The sequence below is a fragment of the Streptomyces sp. SBT349 genome (genome assembly GCF_001083795.1).
Lineage (GTDB): Bacteria > Actinomycetota > Actinomycetes > Streptomycetales > Streptomycetaceae > Streptomyces.
Genome location: NZ_LAVK01000028.1, coordinates 1 through 20,899 on the forward strand (window position 1 = coordinate 1; position 20,899 = coordinate 20,899).

General features: G+C 70.5%; 22 protein-coding genes and 3 pseudogenes. 10 read left to right on the forward strand and 15 right to left on the reverse strand.

What is annotated here, in order from left to right; genetic code table 11:
• The 7 genes and pseudogenes from ADY01_RS05710 to ADY01_RS05740 form a co-directional block, all read right to left on the reverse strand.
• Nucleotides 1–963, reverse strand: a 963-nt coding sequence (locus ADY01_RS05710) for a class I SAM-dependent methyltransferase (protein ID WP_107081657.1), incomplete at its 3' end; no start/stop codon positions are given.
• Between the two features lie 26 nt (nt 964–989).
• Nucleotides 990–2,081: pseudogene (locus tag ADY01_RS05715) on the reverse strand (NAD(P)-dependent alcohol dehydrogenase); the annotation flags it as partial.
• Nucleotides 2,078–3,487 (reverse strand): aldehyde dehydrogenase family protein, encoded by a 1,410-nt coding sequence (locus tag ADY01_RS05720; protein ID WP_049566591.1) that lies wholly within the window; start codon nt 3,485–3,487, stop codon nt 2,078–2,080. The pseudogene ADY01_RS05715 and the gene ADY01_RS05720, both read right to left, overlap by 4 nt.
• An 8-nt stretch (nt 3,488–3,495) precedes the next feature.
• Nucleotides 3,496–4,251 (reverse strand): (5-formylfuran-3-yl)methyl phosphate synthase, encoded by a 756-nt coding sequence (locus ADY01_RS05725; RefSeq protein ID WP_049566659.1) that lies wholly within the window; start codon nt 4,249–4,251, stop codon nt 3,496–3,498.
• A gap of 261 nt (nt 4,252–4,512) precedes the next feature.
• Entirely contained in the window at nt 4,513–4,959 is a 447-nt protein-coding gene (locus ADY01_RS05730) for an RICIN domain-containing protein (RefSeq protein ID WP_078900034.1), read from the reverse strand.
• 82 nt (nt 4,960–5,041) lie between these two features.
• Nucleotides 5,042–5,515 (reverse strand): RICIN domain-containing protein, encoded by a 474-nt coding sequence (locus tag ADY01_RS05735; protein WP_199826170.1) that lies wholly within the window; start codon nt 5,513–5,515, stop codon nt 5,042–5,044.
• Nucleotides 5,516–5,555: 40 nt separating this feature from the next.
• Nucleotides 5,556–6,002, reverse strand: a complete 447-nt coding sequence (locus ADY01_RS05740) for an RICIN domain-containing protein (RefSeq protein ID WP_199826171.1) — start codon at nt 6,000–6,002, stop codon at nt 5,556–5,558.
• 179 nt (nt 6,003–6,181) lie between these two features.
• Here ADY01_RS05740 and ADY01_RS05745 point away from each other — a divergent pair, with 179 nt between their 5' ends.
• The gene (locus ADY01_RS05745) at nt 6,182–7,090 is read left to right on the forward strand and encodes a helix-turn-helix transcriptional regulator (protein WP_078900035.1); all 909 of its coding nucleotides are present in this window, start codon (nt 6,182–6,184) and stop codon (nt 7,088–7,090) included.
• Nucleotides 7,091–7,176: 86 nt separating this feature from the next.
• Here ADY01_RS05745 and ADY01_RS40305 read toward each other — a convergent pair whose 3' ends face one another.
• Together ADY01_RS40305 and ADY01_RS36645 are read right to left on the reverse strand one after the other, a co-directional pair.
• Nucleotides 7,177–8,763 (reverse strand): HNH endonuclease, encoded by a 1,587-nt coding sequence (locus tag ADY01_RS40305; RefSeq protein WP_234320090.1) that lies wholly within the window; start codon nt 8,761–8,763, stop codon nt 7,177–7,179.
• A gap of 385 nt (nt 8,764–9,148) precedes the next feature.
• Nucleotides 9,149–9,690: pseudogene (locus tag ADY01_RS36645) on the reverse strand (transposase); the annotation flags it as partial.
• Between the two features lie 187 nt (nt 9,691–9,877).
• On the opposite strand from ADY01_RS36645, the gene ADY01_RS36650 reads away from it, so the two are divergent.
• The 6 genes from ADY01_RS36650 to ADY01_RS05775 all read left to right on the forward strand — a co-directional run bounded on the left by ADY01_RS36650 (nt 9,878) and on the right by ADY01_RS05775 (nt 14,007).
• Entirely contained in the window at nt 9,878–10,330 is a 453-nt protein-coding gene (locus tag ADY01_RS36650; RefSeq protein ID WP_159000972.1) for a type II toxin-antitoxin system PemK/MazF family toxin, read from the forward strand.
• A 195-nt stretch (nt 10,331–10,525) separates the two neighbouring features.
• The gene (locus ADY01_RS05755) at nt 10,526–11,482 is read left to right on the forward strand and encodes a tetratricopeptide repeat protein (RefSeq protein WP_049566599.1); all 957 of its coding nucleotides are present in this window, start codon (nt 10,526–10,528) and stop codon (nt 11,480–11,482) included.
• A 297-nt stretch (nt 11,483–11,779) separates the two neighbouring features.
• Nucleotides 11,780–11,977 carry a peptidoglycan-binding domain-containing protein gene (locus ADY01_RS38885; RefSeq protein WP_053170539.1) on the forward strand — a complete coding sequence of 66 codons (198 nt, stop codon included), beginning with the start codon at nt 11,780–11,782 and terminating at the stop codon, nt 11,975–11,977.
• A gap of 272 nt (nt 11,978–12,249) precedes the next feature.
• On the forward strand, nt 12,250–12,690 hold the full coding sequence (locus tag ADY01_RS05765; protein WP_234320091.1) for a VOC family protein: 441 nt from the start codon (nt 12,250–12,252) through the stop codon (nt 12,688–12,690).
• Nucleotides 12,691–12,778: 88 nt separating this feature from the next.
• Complete coding sequence (locus tag ADY01_RS05770; protein ID WP_049566606.1) at nt 12,779–13,015, forward strand: hypothetical protein; 237 nt, start codon at nt 12,779–12,781, stop codon at nt 13,013–13,015.
• Nucleotides 13,012–14,007, forward strand: coding sequence for a serine hydrolase domain-containing protein (locus ADY01_RS05775; protein WP_049566609.1), 996 nt, complete (start codon nt 13,012–13,014; stop codon nt 14,005–14,007). The genes ADY01_RS05770 and ADY01_RS05775 overlap by 4 nt, the downstream gene beginning before the upstream one ends.
• A 44-nt stretch (nt 14,008–14,051) precedes the next feature.
• On the opposite strand, the gene ADY01_RS41500 is transcribed toward ADY01_RS05775, so the two are convergent.
• On the reverse strand, nt 14,052–14,288 hold the full coding sequence (locus ADY01_RS41500; RefSeq protein WP_420715593.1) for an FAD-dependent oxidoreductase: 237 nt from the start codon (nt 14,286–14,288) through the stop codon (nt 14,052–14,054).
• Nucleotides 14,186–15,001, reverse strand: coding sequence for an FAD-dependent oxidoreductase (locus ADY01_RS05780; protein ID WP_078900041.1), 816 nt, complete (start codon nt 14,999–15,001; stop codon nt 14,186–14,188). Before ADY01_RS05780 ends, ADY01_RS41500 begins: the two co-directional genes overlap by 103 nt.
• 35 nt (nt 15,002–15,036) lie before the next feature.
• Between ADY01_RS05780 and ADY01_RS05785 the strand changes: the two genes are divergently transcribed.
• The 3 genes from ADY01_RS05785 to ADY01_RS05800 all read left to right on the forward strand — a co-directional run bounded on the left by ADY01_RS05785 (nt 15,037) and on the right by ADY01_RS05800 (nt 18,990).
• A complete protein-coding gene (locus tag ADY01_RS05785) occupies nt 15,037–15,885 on the forward strand; it encodes a helix-turn-helix transcriptional regulator (RefSeq protein ID WP_049566613.1) in 849 nt (282 codons plus the stop codon).
• A gap of 592 nt (nt 15,886–16,477) precedes the next feature.
• Nucleotides 16,478–17,038: a DUF2690 domain-containing protein gene (locus ADY01_RS05795; RefSeq protein ID WP_159000974.1), complete on the forward strand. Its 561-nt coding sequence runs from the start codon at nt 16,478–16,480 to the stop codon at nt 17,036–17,038.
• 338 nt (nt 17,039–17,376) lie between these two features.
• Nucleotides 17,377–18,990 (forward strand): alkaline phosphatase D family protein, encoded by a 1,614-nt coding sequence (locus tag ADY01_RS05800; protein WP_049566625.1) that lies wholly within the window; start codon nt 17,377–17,379, stop codon nt 18,988–18,990.
• On the opposite strand, the pseudogene ADY01_RS41505 reads toward ADY01_RS05800, so the two are convergent.
• The 4 genes and pseudogenes from ADY01_RS41505 to ADY01_RS40315 all read right to left on the reverse strand — a co-directional run.
• Nucleotides 18,980–19,126, reverse strand: a pseudogene (locus ADY01_RS41505) (transcriptional regulator); the annotation flags it as partial. The gene ADY01_RS05800 and the pseudogene ADY01_RS41505 sit on opposite strands and share 11 nt — an antisense overlap.
• A gap of 779 nt (nt 19,127–19,905) precedes the next feature.
• On the reverse strand, nt 19,906–20,208 hold the full coding sequence (locus tag ADY01_RS41245) for a transposase family protein (RefSeq protein ID WP_420715594.1): 303 nt from the start codon (nt 20,206–20,208) through the stop codon (nt 19,906–19,908).
• Nucleotides 20,154–20,579, reverse strand: coding sequence for a transposase family protein (locus ADY01_RS41250; protein ID WP_324612898.1), 426 nt, complete (start codon nt 20,577–20,579; stop codon nt 20,154–20,156). The genes ADY01_RS41245 and ADY01_RS41250 overlap by 55 nt, the downstream gene beginning before the upstream one ends.
• A complete protein-coding gene (locus ADY01_RS40315) occupies nt 20,476–20,823 on the reverse strand; it encodes a helix-turn-helix domain-containing protein (protein WP_234320095.1) in 348 nt (115 codons plus the stop codon). Before ADY01_RS40315 ends, ADY01_RS41250 begins: the two co-directional genes overlap by 104 nt.
• Nucleotides 20,824–20,899: the final 76 nt, after the last annotated feature.

Here is a 20,899-nt window from a genome sequence, read left to right on the forward strand (position 1 = left end):
CCGAGGCTCCGGCCGGGCCGGTGCCTCGGCGCCCCCGCCCGCCGGCTGACCCCGTCCAGGACGCCGGGGCTTGTGCGCGAACATCCACCTGTTCCCCTCCAGCGCGTCGTTCGGCTCGGGGAGGGGGCCGCGTCCGTGCCGGTGGGTGAAGTCGAAGGGCGTGTGCACCGAGGTGGACCAGCCCCTGGCCGTCAGGTCGCCCGCGGAGTCGGGTCGTGGTCCCTTGTCGAAGAGGTGGAGGAGGTCGATGCCGATGCGTTCGCGCGTCGCCGTGTAGATCGCGCTGTCGCGGTACTCCAGCAGGTCCTTCTCCAGCTTGGCCTCGAAGGCCAGTGCGCTGCCTTCGGTGGTCAGCCGGTCCACCGTGTCGATGAGGAACGTCTCGGCGGGGCCCGGCAGGTAGAAGAGCAGTCCCTCGGCCAGCCACACGCTCGGTGCGGCCGGGTCGAAGCCGGCGGTGGTCAGCGCGGTGACCCAGTCGGCGCGCAGGTCGGCCGGCACGGGGACGCGCTTCGCCTTCGGGGTGGCCGGCAGGCCCGCGAGCACCCGGTCCTTGAACGCCAGCACGCCCGCCCTGTCGATCTCGAAGACCACGCAGTCGGATGGCCACTCCAGCCGGAAGGCGCGGGTGTCCAACCCGGCGCCCAGCAGGACCACTTGGCGGACGCTCGTCCGGACCGACCGGAGGAGGAAATCGTCGAGGACCCTGGTCCGCAGGCCGAAGTAGCGGGCGAACCGCCCCCACAGCGGGTCGCCGTCCCCGTCCGGGACCTGCTGGATGCGCACCGGCCAGTCACCGCACGCCGGGGCGGCGCGCACGAAGTGTTCCGCGTAGACGTCCTGGGCCAGGCTGTCGTGGCGGTGGGTCTCGATCGCCCGTGCCGCGGCGACCAGGAGGGCGGTCAGACCCACGCCTCCGTCCACGCCTTCCCCGTCCGCGTGCCGCGGCGCCGTGCCGACCATGTTTCCTCCGTTGGCGGGAGTGGGGACTGCGGGAGCAGGACCGGTTTGACCACGCGGCCCGCGTCGCAGTCGCGTTCGGCCTCGTTGATGTCGGCGAGCGGGTAGGTGCGGATCAGCTGGTCGAAGGGGAAGCGTCCGGCCTGCCACAGCCCGGTCAGCCGGGGTATCAGCAGTCCGGGTACGGCGTCACCCTCGCAGATGTGGCGGATGGCGCGGCCCCGGTCAAGGGTGCCCGGTTCGAGCGGCAGCGCGGTGTGGAGCCGCGCCACCAGGCCGAGGCTCCCGGTGGGGCGCAGCGCCCGGAGCGCGTCGTTGATGAGCGGGGCGGAGGCCGTGGTGTCCAGCGCGTACTGGGCGCCGCCGTCGGTCAGCCGCCGGATCCGCTCGGGCAGTCCGGCCGTTCCGGCGGAGAGCGGGATCGCGCCGAACCGTTCGGCCAGGGCCAGCCGTTGGGGATGCCGGTCGACGGCCACGGTCAGCGCGCCGGCGGCGGTGGCCGCCATCACCGCGGCCAGGCCCACCGCTCCCGCGCCGAAGACCGCGAGGGTGTCGCCGGGGCCGGCGCCGAAGACGTTCAGCACGGCCCCGGCGCCGGTGAGGAAGCCGCAGCCGAGCGGCCCGAGGAGTTCGAGGGGCAGTGCGGGGTCGACCCGGACGGCGTTGCGGGCCGGGACGAGGGCGTACGCGGCGAACGAGGACTGGCCGAACCACCGGGGGGCCAGCGCTCCCCCGGTCGCGTCGGTGAGCCGCGGCGCGTCCTCCTCGCGTCCTCCGTGAAGGTTGAGGGAGGCGAAGGAGTCGCAGTAGGCAGGGGCCGCGCCGCGGCAGTTCCGGCAGTGCCCGCAGGAGTCGAAGCTCAGCACGACGTGGTCGCCGACGCCGATCGCGGCGTCCGGGCCGCCGCCCGTCCGCACCACGACCCCGGCCCCCTCGTGGCCGAGCACCGCGGGCAGCGGGCTGGGGCCGGCCGATCGCCGGACCGCGAGATCGGTCCGGCACATCCCGCAGCCGGCGATCTCGACCAGGATCTCGCCGGCGGCGGGTTCCGTGCGCAGGGTCACCTCCTCGACCGCGAACGGGCCCTCGCGCGAGCGCAGTACGGCCGCCCGGAACCTCATCTCCGTTCCTCCCGCGGTCGGTGGACGACGAACGGCCGGAGGTTTCCGTACAGCCCCCACGGCCCGCCCGCGACGCCGACACCGCTGCTCTTGACGCCCGCGAAGGGCTGGGCCAGGGACAGTTCGGCATGGTGGTTGATCCAGGCCGTGCCGCATTCGAGCCGGTCGGCCACCGCCTCGGCCCGGTCGAGATCGGTGCCCCATACGGAGCCGCCCAGCCCGAAGGCGGTGCCGTTGGCCGCGTCGACGGCTTCGTCGAGGCTCCGGTACGGCAGCACCGGCAGGACGGGCCCGAACTGTTCCTCCGTCACCACCGGGCTGCCGGGCGGGACATCGGTGAGGATCGTGGGAGCGAAGAAGTAGCCCGGCCTCTCCAGCCGGTGGCCGCCGGTCGCCGCCCGGGCACCGCCCGCCAGGGCCTGCTTCGCGACCCGCTCGACCCGGGCCAGCTGGGGGGCGTTGCCGACCGGGCCCAGCCGGGTGTCCGGGTCGAGGCCGGGCCCGACGGCGACGGTCCTCGCGCGCTGGGCGAGGGCTTCGACGACCTCGGCGTGGAGCCGCGCCGGGGCGTAGACGCGTTTGACCGCCATGCAGACCTGCCCGCAGTTGCGGAACGCGGCCCAGAACAGCCGGTCCGCGATCCGGTCCACCTCGACGTCGTCCAGCAGGATGGCGGCGTCGTTGCCGCCCAGTTCCAGGGTGACCCGGGCGAGCGAGGCCGCCGCCGCTCCGGCGACGGCCCGCCCGGTGGGCACCGAGCCGGTGAAGGTGACGTGGCGGATGCCCGGGTGGGAGGCGAGGCGGGCGCCGAGGGGTTCGCGGCCGGTGAGGACGGTCAGCACGTCCTCGGGCAGGGCGGTGGCGAGGACCGAGCCGAGCAGCCGGGTGGCGAGGGGGGTGAACGGGGACGGTTTGAGGACCATGGTGTTGCCCGCCGCGAGCGCGGGCGCGAACTTCGCCGTCGCGAGCTGGAGGGGAAAGTTCCACGGCACGATCGCGGCGACGGGTCCGAGCGGTCGCCAGCGGATGTGGCTGTGCACGGGCCGGCCGTCGGTGATCCGCCCGGTTTCGGGTGCCAGGTCCGCGAAGTAGCGCAGGCGGGCCGCCGTACGGGCGATCTCCGCGTACGACTCGGCCAGGGGCTTGCCCTGTTCCCGGGTGAGCAAGGGGGCGAGGTCGTCGCCGGCCCTCTCCACGGCCTCGGCCGCCAGGCGCAGCGCGGTGGTGCGGGCGTCGGGGTCGGCGCGCCAGCCGTGCCAGGCCCGATGGGCCCGGTCGACCACGGCGTCCAACTCGTCCGGGCGCTGGTCGGGGGCCTCGTCGAAGGTCTCCCCGGTGGCCGGGTCGACGACGGGGAAGCGCGCGGCCCGGCGTCCGGGGGCACGGTCGGGTTCAGGGGTCGGCATGCCGGTGCTCAGCGCACGGCGGGTACGCCGGCCGCGTGTTCCCGGGCCTGCCGGTCCATCTCCGCCCGGAAGGCGACCACCAGATGCGGCCGGATCCTTCCGGCATCGCGGTCGCCGCCCTCGCAGACCGCTCCGCGCACGCCCACGATGTCCGTGCCGATGCGGGTCAGCGGGCCGAGGTCGGCCTGCGTGACGCTGCCCGCGAGGGCGGCGAGCAGACCGGACGCGTGGGCCAGCCGCACGAACTCGGCACAGACGTCCGGCGGAACGTGGTCGAACAGCCGCGTCCCGTCCTTGACGGCGGTGTCGAGCATGGCCGCGTCGGCACCGGAGCGGGCGGCGATGCCGGGCACGGCGAGCGGGTTGACGCAGCCGATCCGGTGGGCGTCGGCGTAGCCCGAGGCGACGACGAGCGCGTCGGGGCGGTGGTCCTTCACCGCCCGGACGACCGCGCGCATGACCTCGATGCCCTGATCGGGCGTCGTGCATCCGTAGAGGCCGACCTTGATGTACGTGGCGCCGGAGACGACCGCGCCGAGCGCGGCCTGAGCCACCGTGCCGGGCTTGTACGGGACGTCTCCCACGGTGGCGGAGACCGGTGTGTCCGCCGGGACGGCGTCGCGGATCTCTCTGATGACCCAGGGGAAGTTGGCGCCGAGCGAGCCCTCGTCGGGCTTCTTGACGTCGACGATGTCGAGGTGCGCCGCCGCCTTCGCGCAGTCGAGGGCCTCCTCGACACTGTCCGGGGAGATGAGAAGCAACACCATGGGCTCCTTCCGCCGCATGTCCGCCCGGCCGCATGTCCGCCTGGTCGAGGGACGGGGGTCGGGATCACCTGGTTCATGTGCGGCGCGCTCATCATTTCCGCCGCCCGTGGGTCCCGGTAGGGCGTGCGGAATTCCCCCGGGGCGCTCGTGCCCACGCGTTGTGCGCCGGGCGCACCGGAACCGGCCGGCCACCGAGAAGGGGGCCGGCCGGGACGAGCGCTCCGTCATTCCCTCAGCGGCAAAGGAGACGGGTTCGTCTCACCCGTGCCACGCCTGGTAGGCGCCGCCGTTGCAGGCGAGCGCGTAGACATGCCCTGCCCCGTTGCTGTCCAGACACCGGAGCGTCTCGGCATTGATGATTTCCCGGTTGTTCCGGGTCGCCCACGTCTGATAGTTGCCGCCGTTGCAGGCCAGGGTGTAGACCTCGCCGTTGACGTTGCTGTCCAGGCACCGCCCGGTCGCGACATTGCGCACCTGGCCCCAGTCGGATTCCCACCGCTGGTAGGCGCCGCCGTTGCAGCCGAGGGTGTACACGTCGCCCGCCGCGTTGCTGTCCAGGCACCGCCCGGTCGCGACGTTGACGATGCGGGTGTCGGCCTGGGCCGCCAAGGGGGCCGCGCCGGTCGCGCCGGCCGAGGTGGGCAGCAGGCCGAGCGTCAGAGCAGTGAATCCCACCGCCGCGCCGGACAACGCACGCCGACTCATGCGGCGCTCGTGAGTTCTGCCGGAAATCTGAGCGAGCACGGTGATTGACACCTCCGTTGAAACTGAATCCGGATCGGAACGGTCAGTTGTGCCACGACTGGTAGGCGCCGCCATTGCAGCTGAGGGCGTAGACGTGCCCAGCCCCGTTGCTGTCCAGGCATCGGAGCGTCTGGACGTTGATGATGTGCGCGTCGTCTCCCGGCGCCCAGTTCTGGTAATTGCCCCCATTGCAGGGCAGGGTGTAGACCTCGCCGTCGACGTTGCTGTCCAGGCACCGGCCCGTCGCGACATTGCGCAGGTCGCCACCCTGCGCCGACCACCTCTGGTAGGCGCCGCCGTTGCAGCCGAGCGTGTACACCTCACCGGCCGCGTTGCTGTCCAGACAACGGCCCGTGGCGTTGTTGATGAAGCGGTAATCGGCCTGGGCGCTCGCGGAAGCCGACGTGGGCAGCAGGCCCAGTGCCAGCGCCGTGAGTCCCAACGCGGCGCCGGACCAGGCGCGTCGGCTGATGCGGCGCTCCGGTTCTCCGGCCCACATCCGGGTGAGCGTGGTCATGAATTCGGGACCTCCATCGCTGCGGGGATCGGGCATGGGATCACGTGCGCCACTTCTGATAGTCGCCGCTGTTGCAGCCGAGGCTGTACACCTCACCGGCAGCGTTGGAATCCAGGCAGCGGAGGGTCGCCGTGCTGAGTACCTGGTAACCCACCCCCACCCATCTCTGGTAGCCGCCGCCATTGCAGCCGAGCGTGTACACATCGCCCGCCGCGTTGGAATCCAGGCAACGGCCCGTCGCCAGGTTGATCAGCTGGTTGCCGCTCTGTCGCCACAGCTGGTATCCACCCCCGTTGCAGCCGAGGGTGTACACCTCACCGGCCGCGTTGCTGTCCAGACAGCGGCCCGTCGCCACGTTGACGAACCGCCAGACGGGGTCTGCCTGGGCGGCCCGAGTGCCGGCCTGCCGCGTTTCCGTCGGGCGGGATTCGGCGCTCGCGGCATGCGCCGTGGCGGGAAGCAGGATCGCCGCCACGGCGGCGAGCACCAGCCCGCCGCGTAAGGTGCGCCTTCCGGACGCGGCCTTTCCGTCAGGTCTCTCTCGCGTTCTCATCACGTGCTGTTCCCCTCCTCTGAGGCACGTCCCGAATCGGCGAACGTGCATCGGGGTGTGACGCCTCCACCTTTCCGACCGCGCCGACGGACAGACAGTGCCCTGCGCTGCCCATGGACTGCCGGTACCAGGCTGTCCCGACGCCGTTGCCACATACTGGGAACGTGAGCGGAGCCGGGGACTTGGGCAGGGCACTGCGTTGCTGGCGCGACCGCACGGCCCCCGCCGCGGTGGGAATGCCCGCCGGCGGGACACGGCGGGCCGCCGGGCTGCGCCGCGAGGAACTGGCGCAGCTGGCCGGCCTGTCGGTGGACTACGTCGTCCGCCTGGAACAGGGCCGCGCCACCTCCCCCTCGGCGCAGGTGCTGTCCGCGCTGGCCCGCGCGCTGCGGCTGTCGCAGGCCGAGCGCGAACACCTCTATCTCCTCGCGGGCCAGGCGGTACCGGGCCCGGGGAAGGTGCCGACACACATCCCGCCGAGCGTGCGAAGGCTGCTCGACCAGCTCGACGGCACGCCGCTGATCGTGTGCGACGCGAGCTGGAACCGCATCCTGTGGAACCCGTTGTGGGCCGCCCTGTTCGGGGACGTGTCCGCGTGGCGCGGACGCGAGCGCAACGTCGCCTGGCGGCTCTTCACCGGTCTGCCGAGCCGGGTCGACTACACCTCGGAGCAGGAGAGCCGGTTCACGACGGTCCTCGTCGCCGACCTGCGGGCGGCGACCGCCCGCTACCCCGCCGACACCGGCCTGCGCTCCCTGATCAGGGACTTACGGGCCGTCAGCACCGACTTCGCGCGCCTGTGGGACACCGGAGTCGTCGGCGTCCACGGGTCGCACAGCAAGACCTTCGACCACCCCGACGTCGGCGCGCTCACCCTCGACTGCGACACCCTCACCGCCCCCGGCAGCGATCTGCGCATCATGGTCTTCACCGCCGCCCCCGGCAGCACCGACGCCGACCGGCTCAAACTCCTCAACGTCATCGGCACCCAGGCCCTGACCGAAGACGGCCCCCCGCAGTAGCAGCCGGCAGGCACCACGCCCCTCGGCAGAAGCACCGAGGGCCGCTGGACACCGTCACGGCTGGGCATACCTGTGACTCGCGTGAATCAGCTCGAAACCATGCCGAAACGGCTCCCTCCGCACAGTCCCCGGTGGTACTCGACGTACTCCTGTCCGATGGCGTGCTCCGGGTGGCGTCTCAGCGAACTGATGGAGGCTCCGTCCTTGCTCCGCCGCACGTTCCACTGTTGGTCGATGAAGATGGCCAGCGTGTCGAACTGGACATGATGGTTCGGGCACAGGCACAGCAAGTTGGCCATCTCATCCGGTCCATCGTGTGGCCTGCCGAGCCCACGGATGTGTGCTGCCTCGCTGTAGTGGCTGAACCGTGTCTCCAATCGGAGCCCGCACACCTGACACTGATGCAGGTGGAGCAGTTTCACCCTCTCCACCAGACGCTGATCCCTGTCGGGGCGCAACACAGTCGCCTGTCGGCGACCTCCGCGCCCCGTAGATCGGCCCCTGCCACTGCGCCGCTCGCCTTCCTGCTCCACGCCGCCGGCGTGCGCGTACCCGACAAGGCCCACTCGCTCCAGAAGTTCATACTGGTCGACATCTCCAAGGTAGGTGTTGCAGAGCAAGCCGATCGCCTCGGCGCGAGTGAGCGGCTGCCGCAAAAGGGTCGCCGCTTCCACCCGGAGCCCAGCGCGGGCTGCTTCCGGCTCGGCCGAAGCCGCAGTCGGCGCGAGGTCCGATTCCCCACGTTCCGCGCCAACGACCTCCCACAGCCCGCTGCCACACAGGTTCCGGAACGGGTATTCCGCAGACAGCCCGTCATCCAGCGCGCCGAATTCGTGCAGGATTGGCACGAGTTGGCTGCGGAAGGCGCCCCACGACGCCATCCGATCCCGCCCCGACAGCAGACGGCCGATCGCCCACAGCAGCGCGAGGACCTCGTGACGTCGTTGGCGCTCATCCGGCACGCCGACGTCAAGGGTTCCGAGCGTGCGCAGCAGGTCACCCCGCCCCAGACTCTTCCCGGTCGCGGTCGGCACGGCACCACTCGAGAGGCGTCCTCCCGCAGGCGACTGTCCGTTCAGCAGCCGGTTCAGCAGGCCCAGGTGCTGGGAGCGCAGTGCCGCCGACACAAGGGTGAGGCCACGCAGCGGCGGTGTAATGGCCAGCGCGTCCAGGAGAGGGCCCGCCGGAACGTCGAACTCGACGACGTCCCCCAGGGCCATGATGTGCTCCCAGGTGTTCTGCTCCTCCGCGTCGATTCCCCACACCGCCGCCGCCAAGTCCCGGTTGCGGAAGAGTCCCAGGATGCGGGCCCTGGCTATGAACTTCTTCTCGGCGTAGAAGAGCACCTCGTCGCCGACCTTCCGGTCTCGCAGGGCGACGGCCTTGGCGTTCCGAGTCTGGCTCGTGGGCGTCGAGCCCCACAACTTCGCCACCCCGCCGGGGAAGATGCGTTTGAGCTCCCCCGTGTCTGCCCCGAGCGCGGACTCGTACCCAGAGAGATGGATGCCCTCGCGCACCGAGTGCATGAAATGCCGACGGCCGCCCTTCTTGGCACCACCGCGGGGTTGCAGCACCCACTGGACCGCCTCGGACTCGGCGGAGCCGTCCGCCTCGCCTGCGCCTTCCGCTGCACCTACGTCGAAGATCGGCTGAGTACCGTCAGCATTTCCCATGGTTATAAGATTTGCATAGCAACTCTAGCCGCCTGCAGGGGGATCCGATGCGAGAAGCCCCCCACGGCTGCGGCCTCATCGAGCGTGGGCGGATAGCTACGCGGCTCGCGCGGTGGCCGGCAACCGACCTGCCGGGGCATACCGGCACGATGGCAGTCACCGCCCGCCCTCCCCAGCCTCGATCTTCTGTGATGGCCCGTCGGATTCTCTGGCCGACCGTTTCGGTCGTCGGGGCTGATCACGGGCACGTTGGTGGCCCGGTTGACGCGTCGGGTGGGCGCCGGGTTCCACGGCCGCCCGTAGGGACAGGAAGCTACTGGTCAGCCTGGTTCGCCAGGGCCGCGAGCCGTTGCAGGGCTCCAGTGATCACGTCGGTCCAGGGTCAGTGCTTCAGGAGGGGAGGATCCGCGACGACCGGTGGTGACGAGTTGGGCAGCGTCGGAGAACAGCCGTAGCCTCTGGCGCTTGGGTTCCCACAGCCGGGCGGGGCCGATCAGGGCCAGCATCGGCATCCAGGCGAGCGGGCCAAGGGCGATCTGGACAATCTCCAGCCGGACCTGGTTCTTCGCGGTGTCGTGGAGGGGCAGGCTGGCAAGGTCGGTGGCGCGGGCGGCGCGGATGCGGTCCTCGGCGGGAGCCCGCTGGCGGTGCCGCAGTTCCAGCGCCAGTACCGCGGTGCCGGGGAGGTGGTGGCGAACAGCGTCAGCTGCCCGCCATCTGCATCGGTGAAAGGCAACTGGGCACCAGGATGCCAGCGTTCCTGCGGACGAAAGGCCGCATGCCCCGTGGCCAGCCGTCCAGTACCCTTCCGGCTAGTCCGGCGACCCAGGCCCCGTGACGAATCTGTCCGCCGGGTTCGACCGCCGGTGTCCATGCCGAGGCGGGATTCTTCAGCATCATCTGATGGATCTGCTCGGTGATGGTCATGGCCGATCACCGGCGAGAGCCCGGAGCATGTGTCGGCCGCCGCGTTCACATGAGCGCGCATTCAAACAATACCGAACGTGAAACTCGGCGGTAACTTCTCGAATGGATGAAACCTGGGGCCGAAGCCAAGTGCCCGGTGTACGGTCGTGAGCCGATTGGCATTCTGGCATAATCAGAGGAGATTATCGTGATCTTGCTCGTGTTCGTGGCTGTGATTGCCCTGGCCGTCCGAGCGCTCATACGATGGCTGGAACGAGAAGGGGCTCTCCACCCGGCGCAGCCCTGGCGTTTACGCAATTTTCCCGCCGCGCCCTCGAATGCGCTGCCCTCTCATATCCCCAAGCCGGGTCAGATTTACTACGCATTTGTCCCTTTCGAGGAGATCGAGGGATACAAGGACCGACCCTGTCTGGTGCTCGCCGCTAATGAACAGAACGTAGTCGTTGCCAAGATCTCCACCCGCAATTATGTACCCGCGAATCCGATTTACCTGCCGCCCGGCACCGTGGACGACTCTCAACGGCGCCCCAGCTTTCTGGAGCCGTCTAATATTCGGATCGTGGATGTCGGGGCGTTTCGGCGCCATGCTGGCGCGATTGATGCCGACACCTGGACGATGGTCATGAACCGGGTGTGGTGATCTCAGGGCCCGTTGCCGGCGTCTTCACGGCTCGAACCCGCGCTGGCTGAGAGCGTCCCGTCAACGTGCGGTTCCTGGCGGGCTACCGGCGATCCGGGCTGGGGCATGGGGTGGGCAGGCGGTGACGGTATTTCCCCGGCGTGCGGTTGTTCTCACCCACCCGACTCGGGACCCCTCCCGGACGCGCTTCCCATCGTGGGCAGCCGCCAGCGGTGGTTCGTCGGGAGAGAGGAAGACCAGTGGCTCCGATGGACCCGGCGGCAGCGGCTCCTGACGAACCGTCGCGACCGGAACCGACCGGGTCCGCCTCCGCTCCCCGGCCCTGCGACCCGTTCACCACCGCGCTCGCCAACGCCTGCCTCCTCGGCGCCGGATACCTGCTCCTCGGGCGGCGGCGGCTCGCCGCCACGAGCCTGGCGGTCGCGGTCGTCCTCCTCAGCTTGCACCACCCGGCAGATCACCGACCGGCTCGGCAGCCGGCCGAGCCGCGGCGACCTGCTGGACCGCGCCGCGGACGTCATCCCGGAGGTCGCACCGGCGGCGATCGTCGGATGCGGCGACGACGCCCTGGGGGACGGAGCCTGGGACCAGGAACGTGAGCGGTACCAGCAGTTCCTCGACGAGTATCCCGACCACGACCTGGCCGCCGACGCCGAGCGGGGAATCGACGAGGCCGAGACGGCCATCGAGCTCGACCGGCTGCGCGAACTCGTCCAGATCGACTACGACGGCGCCGAACCCGCCTACTGCGACGAGCCGGCCCCGTACCGCGGTGCGGATCCCTATCGCGGCGGCGGCCCGCACGCTGCCCTGCTCTTCGGCCAGTCCGACCACGCGAGCGAACTCCCCGGCGACTGGCTCGCCGACGACCCCGCCGAGGCGGTGCTGGTGATCCGCGTCGGCGGGCAGGGGCACGGCTCCGTGGTCGAGACCTGCCCGTGCGAGTCCGACGCCAGCGCCTCCGGGTACACGAACGTCACGTTCCACTCCATGGAGCTCTCCGTCCGGGTCCACGAGGTGCGGACCCGCCGGCGCCTGGACACCTCCACCGTGGAGGTCGGCGACAGCTGCCCCGCGATCCTGACCTACGAGTACTACGACGAGGACCGGATCGGACCCGGGAACGCCAGGTCATCCGATTCGCGCGGGTGAACGTGGTGGGTGGTCTCTCGGAGACGGCCGACTCGGGCGGAATGGCTGGAATGCGGCTATGATCCATTTCCCTCCAAATGGGAGCATAGCTCGGGTCATACGATCCGATAGGGGGGATCTTCCATGCGTTTGCTACGACTGTTAGCAGCTTCTCTCGTCGCCACAGCCTTGGTGGCCGGCCTCGGTATGGGCACCGCTTCAGCCTCGGAAACACCCGCGGCCGGCGCCCTGCAGACCTGCTCATACAGTGGCAGCCATCCCACGCTGTCCTACGACCCCAACACCTACAAGCCTGCCGTGGCCCACGCGCAGTGCCTGCTGCTCAACTTCCACACCGAGCACTGGGACGGCGCCCTGAGCAGCGACGGTTACTTCGGCAACTTGACCCGCGAGGCCGTCCTGAAGTTCCAGTCCAGCTGCGGCGGACTCACGGTGGACGGCATCATCGGCCCCAAAACCTGGGACGCTTTGCATCCCGACACCAGCTGGTGCTGAGGTCGTCGCCGTGAGGTGACGCGAGCCTGACGGGCCGGCCGGGCGACGTTCGCCCGGCCGGTCCCGGGAGTCGGCTCCGGAGGCCGAGGCGGATCGATGCGCTCGATCCGCCCGCCCACCATCGCGCGCACGAACCGGAAGCCGCGGGAAGGCATGCCCTCCCGCCTCCGGTCCAGGTCCGGTCTCGCTCCGGGTGTCGAGAACGCGGCACCGGCTCCGTCCCAGTGGTACCAGTAGCCGGAACGGACCGCGCGACGCAGAAGGAGCACCCCGTGACGATTCAGCGGATGGACAACGTAGGCATCGTCGTCGACGATCTGGAGGCCGCCGTCGCCTTCTTCACCGAGCTCGGCATGGAGCTCGAAGGCGAGGCGCAGATCGAGGGAATCTGCGCGGACCAGATGGTCGGCCTCGACGGGGTCCGCAGCGCCATCGCGATGATGCGCACCCCGGACGGCCACGGCAAGCTGGAGCTGACGAAGTTCCACGCCCCCGCGGCGATCACCGCCGGGCCGCTCAACCCGCCACCCAACACGCTCGGCCTGCACCGTGTCATGTTCGCCGTCGACGACATCGACGACACGATCACCCGCCTGCGCCGCCATGGCGCCGAACTCCTCGGCGAGGTGGCGCGGTACGAGAACGTCTACCGACTCTGCAACCTCCGCGGCCCCTCGGGAATCATCGTCGCTCTGGCCGAACGGATCGGCTGAAAGCTGTCCGCCCGGGCGGCCAGGTCGTCGATGGTGACGATCGTCAACTCTGGTTGACGAGTTACGGGTGGTCAACTAAAGTTGACGCATGGATGTGAGGCAGCTGACCACGCTCGCGGCATCGACCGCCGATGACGATCCCCTGGCCGGCTTGGACGCCGTCGCGCGACTTCGCGCCGAGGTGGAACGCATCGAAGCGGTGCTGGTACGCCGCGCGCGCAACAAAGGCGCCACATGGCCGCGGATCGCCGCTGTCCTGGGCGTCTCGAAGCAGGCGGTCCACAAGAAGCACGGCGGTCGGGGCCTGTTCGGCGGTCGGTCATGACCGCCGCGATCCGTGGCGACGAGCGGCTCGCCGCCAGGCTCGGCGAACTCCTGGGCCCGCGCCACCCGGGCGCCGCGGCGGCCGTGGTCTCGCCTCGGGGCATCGGAGTGGCGAGCCGCGGCGCCGACCTCGACAGCGACTTCGAGATCGGTTCGATCACCAAGGCCGTCACCGGGCTGCTGTACGCGGACGCGCTCGCACGAGGCGAGATCGGCCCTGATGCGACTCTTGGCGACCTGCTGCCGCTGGGCGACGTCCCCGCCGCGCGGGTGACGCTGGAGTCGCTGAGCACCCATCGGTCCGGCCTGCCCGGGCTGCCCACGTCCGCGCGACCCCGGCGGCGCACCATCGCCCTGTGGCGACACGGGATCAACCCCTACGGCGAAACCCTCGAACAGCTCCTCGACCAGGCCCGAGGCGTTCCGCTGGGCAAGCCGCGGCCACGCTACTCCAACTTCGGGTTCGAACTGCTCGGTCATGCCCTGGCCCGTGCCGCCGCGACGACCTACGCGGAGCTCCTCCACCGACGCATCGCCGCCCCGCTGGAACTCGACTGCTTCTACGCCCCGGGGACGCCCGACCGGCTTCGGCCCGGAGCGCTCACCGGCAGAAGCCGCCGAGGACGGCCTCGGCAACCATGGCGTGGCGAGGGATTCGCACCGGCGGGCGGCATCCGGGCTTCCCTCACCAGCATGGCCCGCTTCACAGCGGCGGTGCTCGACGGCAACGCCCCGGGCATCGCGGCGCTCGATCCGATCGCCCCATTCGGCGCGGGCGCCCACATCGGCGCCGCATGGATCACGATCACGGTCAAAGGCCGACCGATCACCTGGCACAACGGCGGCACCGGTGGCTTCCGGTCCTGGCTCGGACTCGACCGCGGCACCGGCGTCGGCCTCGTCATCCTCTCGGCCACCGCCGCACCGGTCGACCGTCACGGATTCGCACTCCTGGCCGAGTACGGCAGCGAACACGTACGGGACCGCACGTAGCCGACGTGCACGATCGGATCGGCCGGACGGGATCTCGTCGACCATCAGTCGACGATGGCTCCTGAACTCCTCAGTGCTGCTCTCAGGCGTTCCGGGTCGAGTTCATGTGCCGACGTTCGTTCCAGGGCGGCCAGAGCGGCGGCCGTGCCCGCCGCCTGGCCGGTCGCCATGGAAGGGCTCAGGACCCGCAGTGCCGCCAATGCCTCGTGGCTGGCACTGATGCAACGCCCACTCGCGAGCAGGTTGTCCACCTCCCGAGCCACCAGCGAACGGTAGGGGATGGTGTAGTAGTCCCCGTCGTCCAGGTGTTGCCATTGCGCGCTTCCGCTCTCCGGTTGATGATTCTCGACCGAGCTGGCGCCGAAATCGGCTGCATGTTGAGGGGATCGGCACGCTCCGCGGCGTGCGGCTCCCCGGTGTCGGCGCGTGCCTCCGCACCCATCACGTGCTCGACCCCGCACAGGGGGAGCAACTCGCCGGTGTCCGTTGCATCGACGAACCAGTCCGCCGCCACGCTCGCCCGCTCGCCGCTGCGCGCGTCTGCCAGTACGACGTCGCTCACGCGGTCACCGTCCGTGTGAGCGGCAGTGGGCCGATGCTCCAGCAGCACACGCAGCCGCCCTGAGGAGACGAAGGGCGCCAGCATCGCCTCGATCACCGTCACGCCGACACGAGGCTCGAAACACAGGGCGGACACCCGGCCGTCTCCCGGGTTCAGATCCGGTCGCCGACGAGCCGAGTGGACGAGTGGGCGATGTCGCCGATAGTAGTCGCGGACGTCGTCCCGCAGCCGGCGATACGTCCGGGTACAGCCGAACTGCTCGATCCACGGGTGTTCGTCCGGCGGTACCGCCTGGCTGGTCAGCACGCCGCCGAGCCAGTCGGTCTGTTCGGTCACTATGACATTGATCCCGTGCTCGGCGGCGGTCAGGGCGGCGGCCACGCCCCCGAGCCCTCCGCCGACCACCAGCAGGTCCGTACGCAGCGTGAGCATGGCGGTAACCGTAGCCATACCGACAAGGCGGACCAATGGCTGAGATGCGTGATTCCATGTCCGAGCTTGATGCCGGTGCCGGCGGCCCGTTCGGGGTCCTCGGGGCTCGTTTCGGCGAAATCACCTATCCCGCGGGCACCGCGACCACTCCGCAGGCCCTGCACGAGGTCCTGTTCATCATCACTCACCGTGGGGCCATGCGCGCCGAGTTGGCGGACATGACGTTCCAGACCGGGAAGGGCGAGGTCGCCCTGTTCCTCCCAGGAGATCTCAACAAGCTGCGGTTCGACGACACCCAACTCACGCGGCAGTCCTGGTTCGCCGGTCAACTGCGGGGACTCACCCCCGCCATGCGTGAGCGCCTGTGGAACCTGCCACGGAGAAAGGCCGCGTCCTCCGCCATCACCTACCTGGTCCGCGAGGCCCTGACCTGCGAGCTCACGCACCTCACGGCCGACGGCGCCCTCCTCGACGCGCTCGCCACCGCGATACTGCTGCGCTACCTGGCCGAGGTGGAATCCGACCCGAGGCGATTCCCGCGGTCACTCGAACTGGCCCGCCTGCACATCCACACGCATGTGGAACAGCGGCTCGCCCTCGGCGATATCGCCCAGGCCGCCGGCGTCACGCCACCCCACCTCATCCGGTTGTTCCGCGCGCATCTCGGGACGACGCCCATGGAATACCTGTGGAGCAGACGAATCACCCTGGGGATCGAACTCCTGTCGTCCACCGATCTTTCGGTGGGCGCCGTTGCCGCGCACTGCGGCTTCAGCACCAGCTTCCACTTCTCCCGTCGCATCCGCGAAGCGACCGGGGTCAGTCCGACGCAATTGCGTAAAGGGCTGACCAGGACGGGCCCGATGCCGGAAAACGCCGGCTGACGCGACGGCTCGGTCACGGTGGCTGTCCTTCTGAGGGGGCGTGCGCCAGGCGGGTGTTGTCTCGTCCGTCATGCGTGTGGCGAGGTTGTCGATCGAAGCGATGTGGACTTCGACCTCGAATTCGAGTCGGGCCCCGTGCTCAGGGACCAGCCAGGGCCCCGGACGGGGCCGGGCCAGCGGATCGGTCGCGCCGGACGCTCCGGGGAGGTCGTGGCCAGCCTCATCCGCGAGAGCCGAAGCGCTCCCAGGAGCGGTGGTAGGGCGATCGCGGCCCGGATCGGGTGGAGCAGGGCCCGCGTGCCCCATGAGCGCCGCGCCTGATGCCGCTTTCCGGACACCGGCGCCCATACCCGGTGGCGGCCGCGCCTCGTTGACACGACCGCCCGCCCGTACCCGGGGCCCCAGGAACTCGGCTCCCGGCCCCGGCTCCCCGGGTGCGCCACACGCCCCGCGTCAATCGACCACGCACCCGCCACACTTCACCCGTACCGCCGCCGGGACAGATTGACGCGATTGCGCGCGGAGGCCCGTGGAGAAAGCGGGAATGCCCTTCGGGTGGGGAGCTGACACCCCGGTCATCGCGGAGGCGGCCATGACGAGTACCGAGGGCCAGGACAACGGCGCACCGGCACCGGCACCGGCACCGAGTGGCACCAGGCTGGCCCGCGTCCGGCGCAGCGTGCTCCTCACGACAGCCGCCGGTGCCGCCGTGGCAGCCGTGGTGACCGTGCTGGCCACCCGGGGGACGGAGAGCGTCGTCAAGGAGGACCCGCAGCCCACGTGCCCCGGCGATGACTGCGGGGACCGCAACCCGGAGACCACGGACTGTGGCGCGGACGCCGGGTCCTATCGGCCGGCCGAGTCCAATCCCGCACTGCTGGACGTCCGTTACAACCCGCGCTGCCACGCCGTGTGGGGCAGGATCCTGAACGGCGAACCGGGCGATCGCGTCACGGTCGCGGTCACGGGCGGCGGCGTGACGGAGGCGGAGATCGCCTGGGGCTTCGACCAGTTCACCAAGATGGTCGCGGTCGACGAGCGGGACTTCGTCGTGGAAGTCTGCGCGATCCCGACCGGCCGTCGGGACCGCGAGGCCGACTGGCTCCGCTACTGCATCGAGGCCACGGAGGAGACCGAGTTCCTCCTCCGGTGACGACGCTCCGCCACGCCGGACGACCAGGCGCTCCGGCGACACCGATCTTCCCCCGACGCCGGTGTCCGGTGGGTCCTCGACCGTGCGGGCCGCCGCGCTCGTGGCCGAACTGCGCGTGTGGTCCACCCCATCGCGCGGCCCGATCGAGGTGGACTGCCATCGCGTCGGCGAGGACGGCCGCCGGCGGCTGGTGTGGTTCGCCGCACCGTCCGGCAGCCCAGCCGGCCGCCCTCCGCGCCGCCGGCCGCCGCGTGGTGAGGTTCGTGCGGCGGCATTCGCCAGGTCAACTCTTCTGATTCGGCCACCTGTTCGTCCTCCCGCTTGTAGCATCGACGGTCGTGACCCACGCCGCACCCCCTCAACGCTCCGTGGTGACGGCCTCCACCGGGACCGCCGCCGTCCTGCCCGCCGCCACCACCGAGGCCGGGGCCGCCGGCGCGCCCGCCTTCCGGCACGGCGTCGCCTCGGGCGACCCCCTGCCGGACGGCGTCGTCCTGTGGACCCGGGTCACCCCGGTCCCCGGGGCCGTCCCCGGCTCGGGCGCCGGACCCGACCTCGACGTGACGTGGGAGATCGCCAGGGACGCCGGCTTCGCGATGCCGGTCGCCGAGGGCGGGACCACGGCGACGGCTGCCACCGACCACACCGTCAAGGCCGACGTGCGCGGGCTGTACCCGGACACCGTGTACTGGTTCCGGTTCACCGCCGGCGGCGTGCCCTCGCCCACCGGCCGCACCCGCACGGCGCCCGCCGCCGACGCGCGGCCGGGCAGTCTGCGGCTCGGCGTCGTCTCGTGCTCCAACTACGAGGCGGGCCACTTCGCCGCCTACCGGCACCTCGCGGCCCGCACCGACCTCCAGGCCGTGCTGCACCTCGGCGACTACATATACGAGTACGGCACGGGTCAGTACCCGGCCGACCCGGTGAGGCGGCAGGAGCCGGCGCACGAGATCGTCACCCTCGCCGACTATCGCGTCCGCCACGGCCACTACCGCGCCGACCCCGATCTGCTGGCCCTGCACGCCGCGCACCCCCTGATAGCCATCTGGGACGACCACGAGACGGCGGACAACAGCTGGCGGGACGGCGCGGGGAACCACACGCCGGGGATCGAGGGCGAGTGGTCCGCTCGCCGGGCGGCGGCCGTCCAGGCGTACTTCGAGTGGATGCCGGTGCGCCCCGCGGTCGAGGGGAGCACCTACCGGCGGCTGCGCTTCGGCCGCCTGGCCGACCTCCACCTCCTCGACCTGCGCTCCTTCCGCGACCAGCAGGTTTCCGGCGCCGCCGTCGACTCGCCCGACCGCTCGATCACCGGATCCACCCAGATGGACTGGCTGACGTCCGGCCTCGCCGCCTCCGACACCCGCTGGCACCTCATCGGCAACTCGGTGATGATCTCCCCGGTCGCCTTCGGCTCCGTCCCGGCGTTCCTCCTCGGCCCGATCGCCGCGTGCCTCGGCGTCCCGGCCGGCGGGTTCGCCCTCAGCACCGACCAGTGGGACGGCTACACGGCGGACCGCCGTCGGCTGCTGAGCCACCTGCGGGACCGAGGGATCGACAACACGATCTTCCTGACCGGCGACATCCACATGCACTGGGCCAACGACGTGCCGCTGAACGCCGCGACCTACCCCCTCTCGCCGTCCGTGGCCGTCGAGTTCGTGGTCACCTCCGTCACGGCGGACAACCTCGACGACATCCTCGGCGTGCCGCCGCAGACCGTCTCGGCGGTCGCCGTGGCCGCCGTCAGGGCGGCCAACCCGCACGTCCGCTGGGTGGACATGGATTCGCACGGCTACGCGGTCCTCGACGTCACGGAGGAGCGGGCGCAGATGGACTTCTTCGTCCTGTCCGACCGTGCCGACCCCGGCGCCCACAGCTCACGGGCTCGCTCCTACCGCACGCTCAGCGGCACGCAGCGGGTGACCCGCGTCGACGAGCCGATCCGCTGACGAGTTCATTCACGAGTTCGGTCACCCCGGGATCGTCGGGGTAGCGGGCGGCGGCGGTGCGCAGACTCTGGGCCGAGATGCGGGCGAACGCGTCCGCGTCCGACACCCCGTACAGCCCCCGCGGGTGCGGGTGCGGGTGCGGCCGCGCGCCGGGCCGGGACAAGCGTCGGGCGGCGCACTCTCGATCTTGCTCCGGCGAAGGGTCGTTGGCGAGAGGCCCGCTCATCAAGGACTCGCCCGCCCCTCGATCACTGCTCGTCGGTCAACCCCTGCGGTGGACCGCGGACCAGGACTCGGGTGGCGGTCCTACGAGCGGATGCGCGATGGCCTCACGACGGAGGTCTCGGTGGAGCTCGCCGCGATGCTGGCCGGCTCCTTGAAAGGGAGATGCGACGCAGCAGCTGATGTCCCAGGACGAGCAACACTTCTGGTCCGAGAGGGACGCTCCTCCTGAGGCGCGAAGCTCAGGGGGAATCCGCGGCCACGCCCTGCGGTGAGGATCACCCCAGAAAGCTCAGCCGCACCTGCCGTTCCGCGTTGTCGACATTCGTGTCCGCCAACCTCCGTTAAGACACCCCAGGGTAGTGCAACGCACGCCGCTCTGGTCAGCAGGTGCCAGCCCGGGGAAGGCAGCCTTCGCGACTTGAAGGTCTGAGGGTTCTTTCGCCGAGGAGAGACGCATGACGCAGCATGCAGCAGGTCGAGCGCGGCAGAATCTTGGCCAACACGTCTTCTGATCAGCGTGCGGCGTCAGATGAGGTGCATCGCAAGGCGGAGGGACGTCACCCTACCGGGCGTATGGGGATGTTCCGACAACGCGGTGAGGTGCCGTCGCTGACGCCGCACGCCCGCCATGGATTAACGGGACAGCCCTTACGAGCTCGTGCATGGTTGGCGGTGCGACGGGGGCGGGGTTCACATCTGCCGGGCGGCAGCCAGGTCCGCAGTCTGCTGATGAGAGAGGAGGCCGGCGACGGCCTGGACGGTATCGGTCATGTGCTCGCGGCGGCCGAGGTGGCGGGCCAGCACGCGCCAGTTCTTCAAATGAGCGATGCCGTGCTCGACCCGGATGCGCTGTGAGGAGTGCGCTTTGCGCTGTCGCCCATGCATCTCCTCATACCAGTCCGGGGCGTCCTTCTTGAACTTGCGGTGCGGTGGTGTGATCACACGCCCGCCGGTCTGTGCGCCCAGTCCTTGGTAGCCGGCATCGGCGAGGATCTCGACTGCGGGCCGTCGGCCAGAAGCGTGACCAGCCCCAACTGGCGGGCGTGGGTAATGTCCGCGCAACTTCCGGGCCGGGTCGGGCTGCAGAACAGCACGCGTCCTTCATGGTCGGTGACCACCATGGATTTGACGGCGTTCTGCTTGCTCTTGCCAGAGATGAAGGCGTCCCGGTCCTTACGCCCGGCGGCGGGCCGCCGGACCCGGATCTCGGTGCCGTCGATGATGCCGATCCGGCCAGTCGCGCCGAGATGGTCGATGACCTCAGCCAGGGTTCGCAGCCATACCTCGGGGCTGATCGTGCATCCGCTCGGCGAGCAACGGCCGCACCTCACCGATAGCGCGGGTGATGGTCGAGCGGTCCACACCGAACCAGCAGGCCAGTACGTCGTGCGTGACGCTGTGACGGAGATGGACGAGCGTGGCCAGGAGCCGATCGACGAACACCAGCCGGTGCTTCGCGCCGGCGCCTACGGCCCGCTTCCGCGGCCGGGACACCAGTCCGGCCTGGTGCCGCTCATGCCACAACGCTCCTACGTCGGCTACGAGTTCGGCAATCACATCGGCCGACAGCCCCGTGATCCTCCTGTCGCTGATGATCACTGCCCGCATCGCGTTCCCCACCACGCCACCATGATCAACGATGAGGAGCTCGACGCCGCACCGCCAACCATGCACGAGCTCGCCG

Bases quoted from the DNA above. Each gene is read 5' to 3' on its own strand.
- ADY01_RS05780 (WP_078900041.1), bottom strand. From the start codon at position 15,001: ATGCTCACGCTGCGTACGGACCTGCTGGTGGTCGGCGGAGGGCTCGGG.
- ADY01_RS05785 (WP_049566613.1), top strand. From the start codon at position 15,037: ATGGCTGAGATGCGTGATTCCATGTCCGAGCTTGATGCCGGTGCCGGC.
- ADY01_RS40315 (WP_234320095.1), bottom strand. From the start codon at position 20,823: ATGCGGGCAGTGATCATCAGCGACAGGAGGATCACGGGGCTGTCGGCC.
- ADY01_RS05770 (WP_049566606.1), top strand. From the start codon at position 12,779: ATGGATGTGAGGCAGCTGACCACGCTCGCGGCATCGACCGCCGATGAC.
- ADY01_RS05730 (WP_078900034.1), bottom strand. From the start codon at position 4,959: ATGAGTCGGCGTGCGTTGTCCGGCGCGGCGGTGGGATTCACTGCTCTG.
- ADY01_RS05720 (WP_049566591.1), bottom strand. From the start codon at position 3,487: ATGCCGACCCCTGAACCCGACCGTGCCCCCGGACGCCGGGCCGCGCGC.
- ADY01_RS05735 (WP_199826170.1), bottom strand. From the start codon at position 5,515: ATGACCACGCTCACCCGGATGTGGGCCGGAGAACCGGAGCGCCGCATC.
- ADY01_RS05745 (WP_078900035.1), top strand. From the start codon at position 6,182: ATGGACTGCCGGTACCAGGCTGTCCCGACGCCGTTGCCACATACTGGG.
- ADY01_RS05795 (WP_159000974.1), top strand. From the start codon at position 16,478: ATGACGAGTACCGAGGGCCAGGACAACGGCGCACCGGCACCGGCACCG.
- ADY01_RS40305 (WP_234320090.1), bottom strand. From the start codon at position 8,763: ATGGGAAATGCTGACGGTACTCAGCCGATCTTCGACGTAGGTGCAGCG.
- ADY01_RS05775 (WP_049566609.1), top strand. From the start codon at position 13,012: ATGACCGCCGCGATCCGTGGCGACGAGCGGCTCGCCGCCAGGCTCGGC.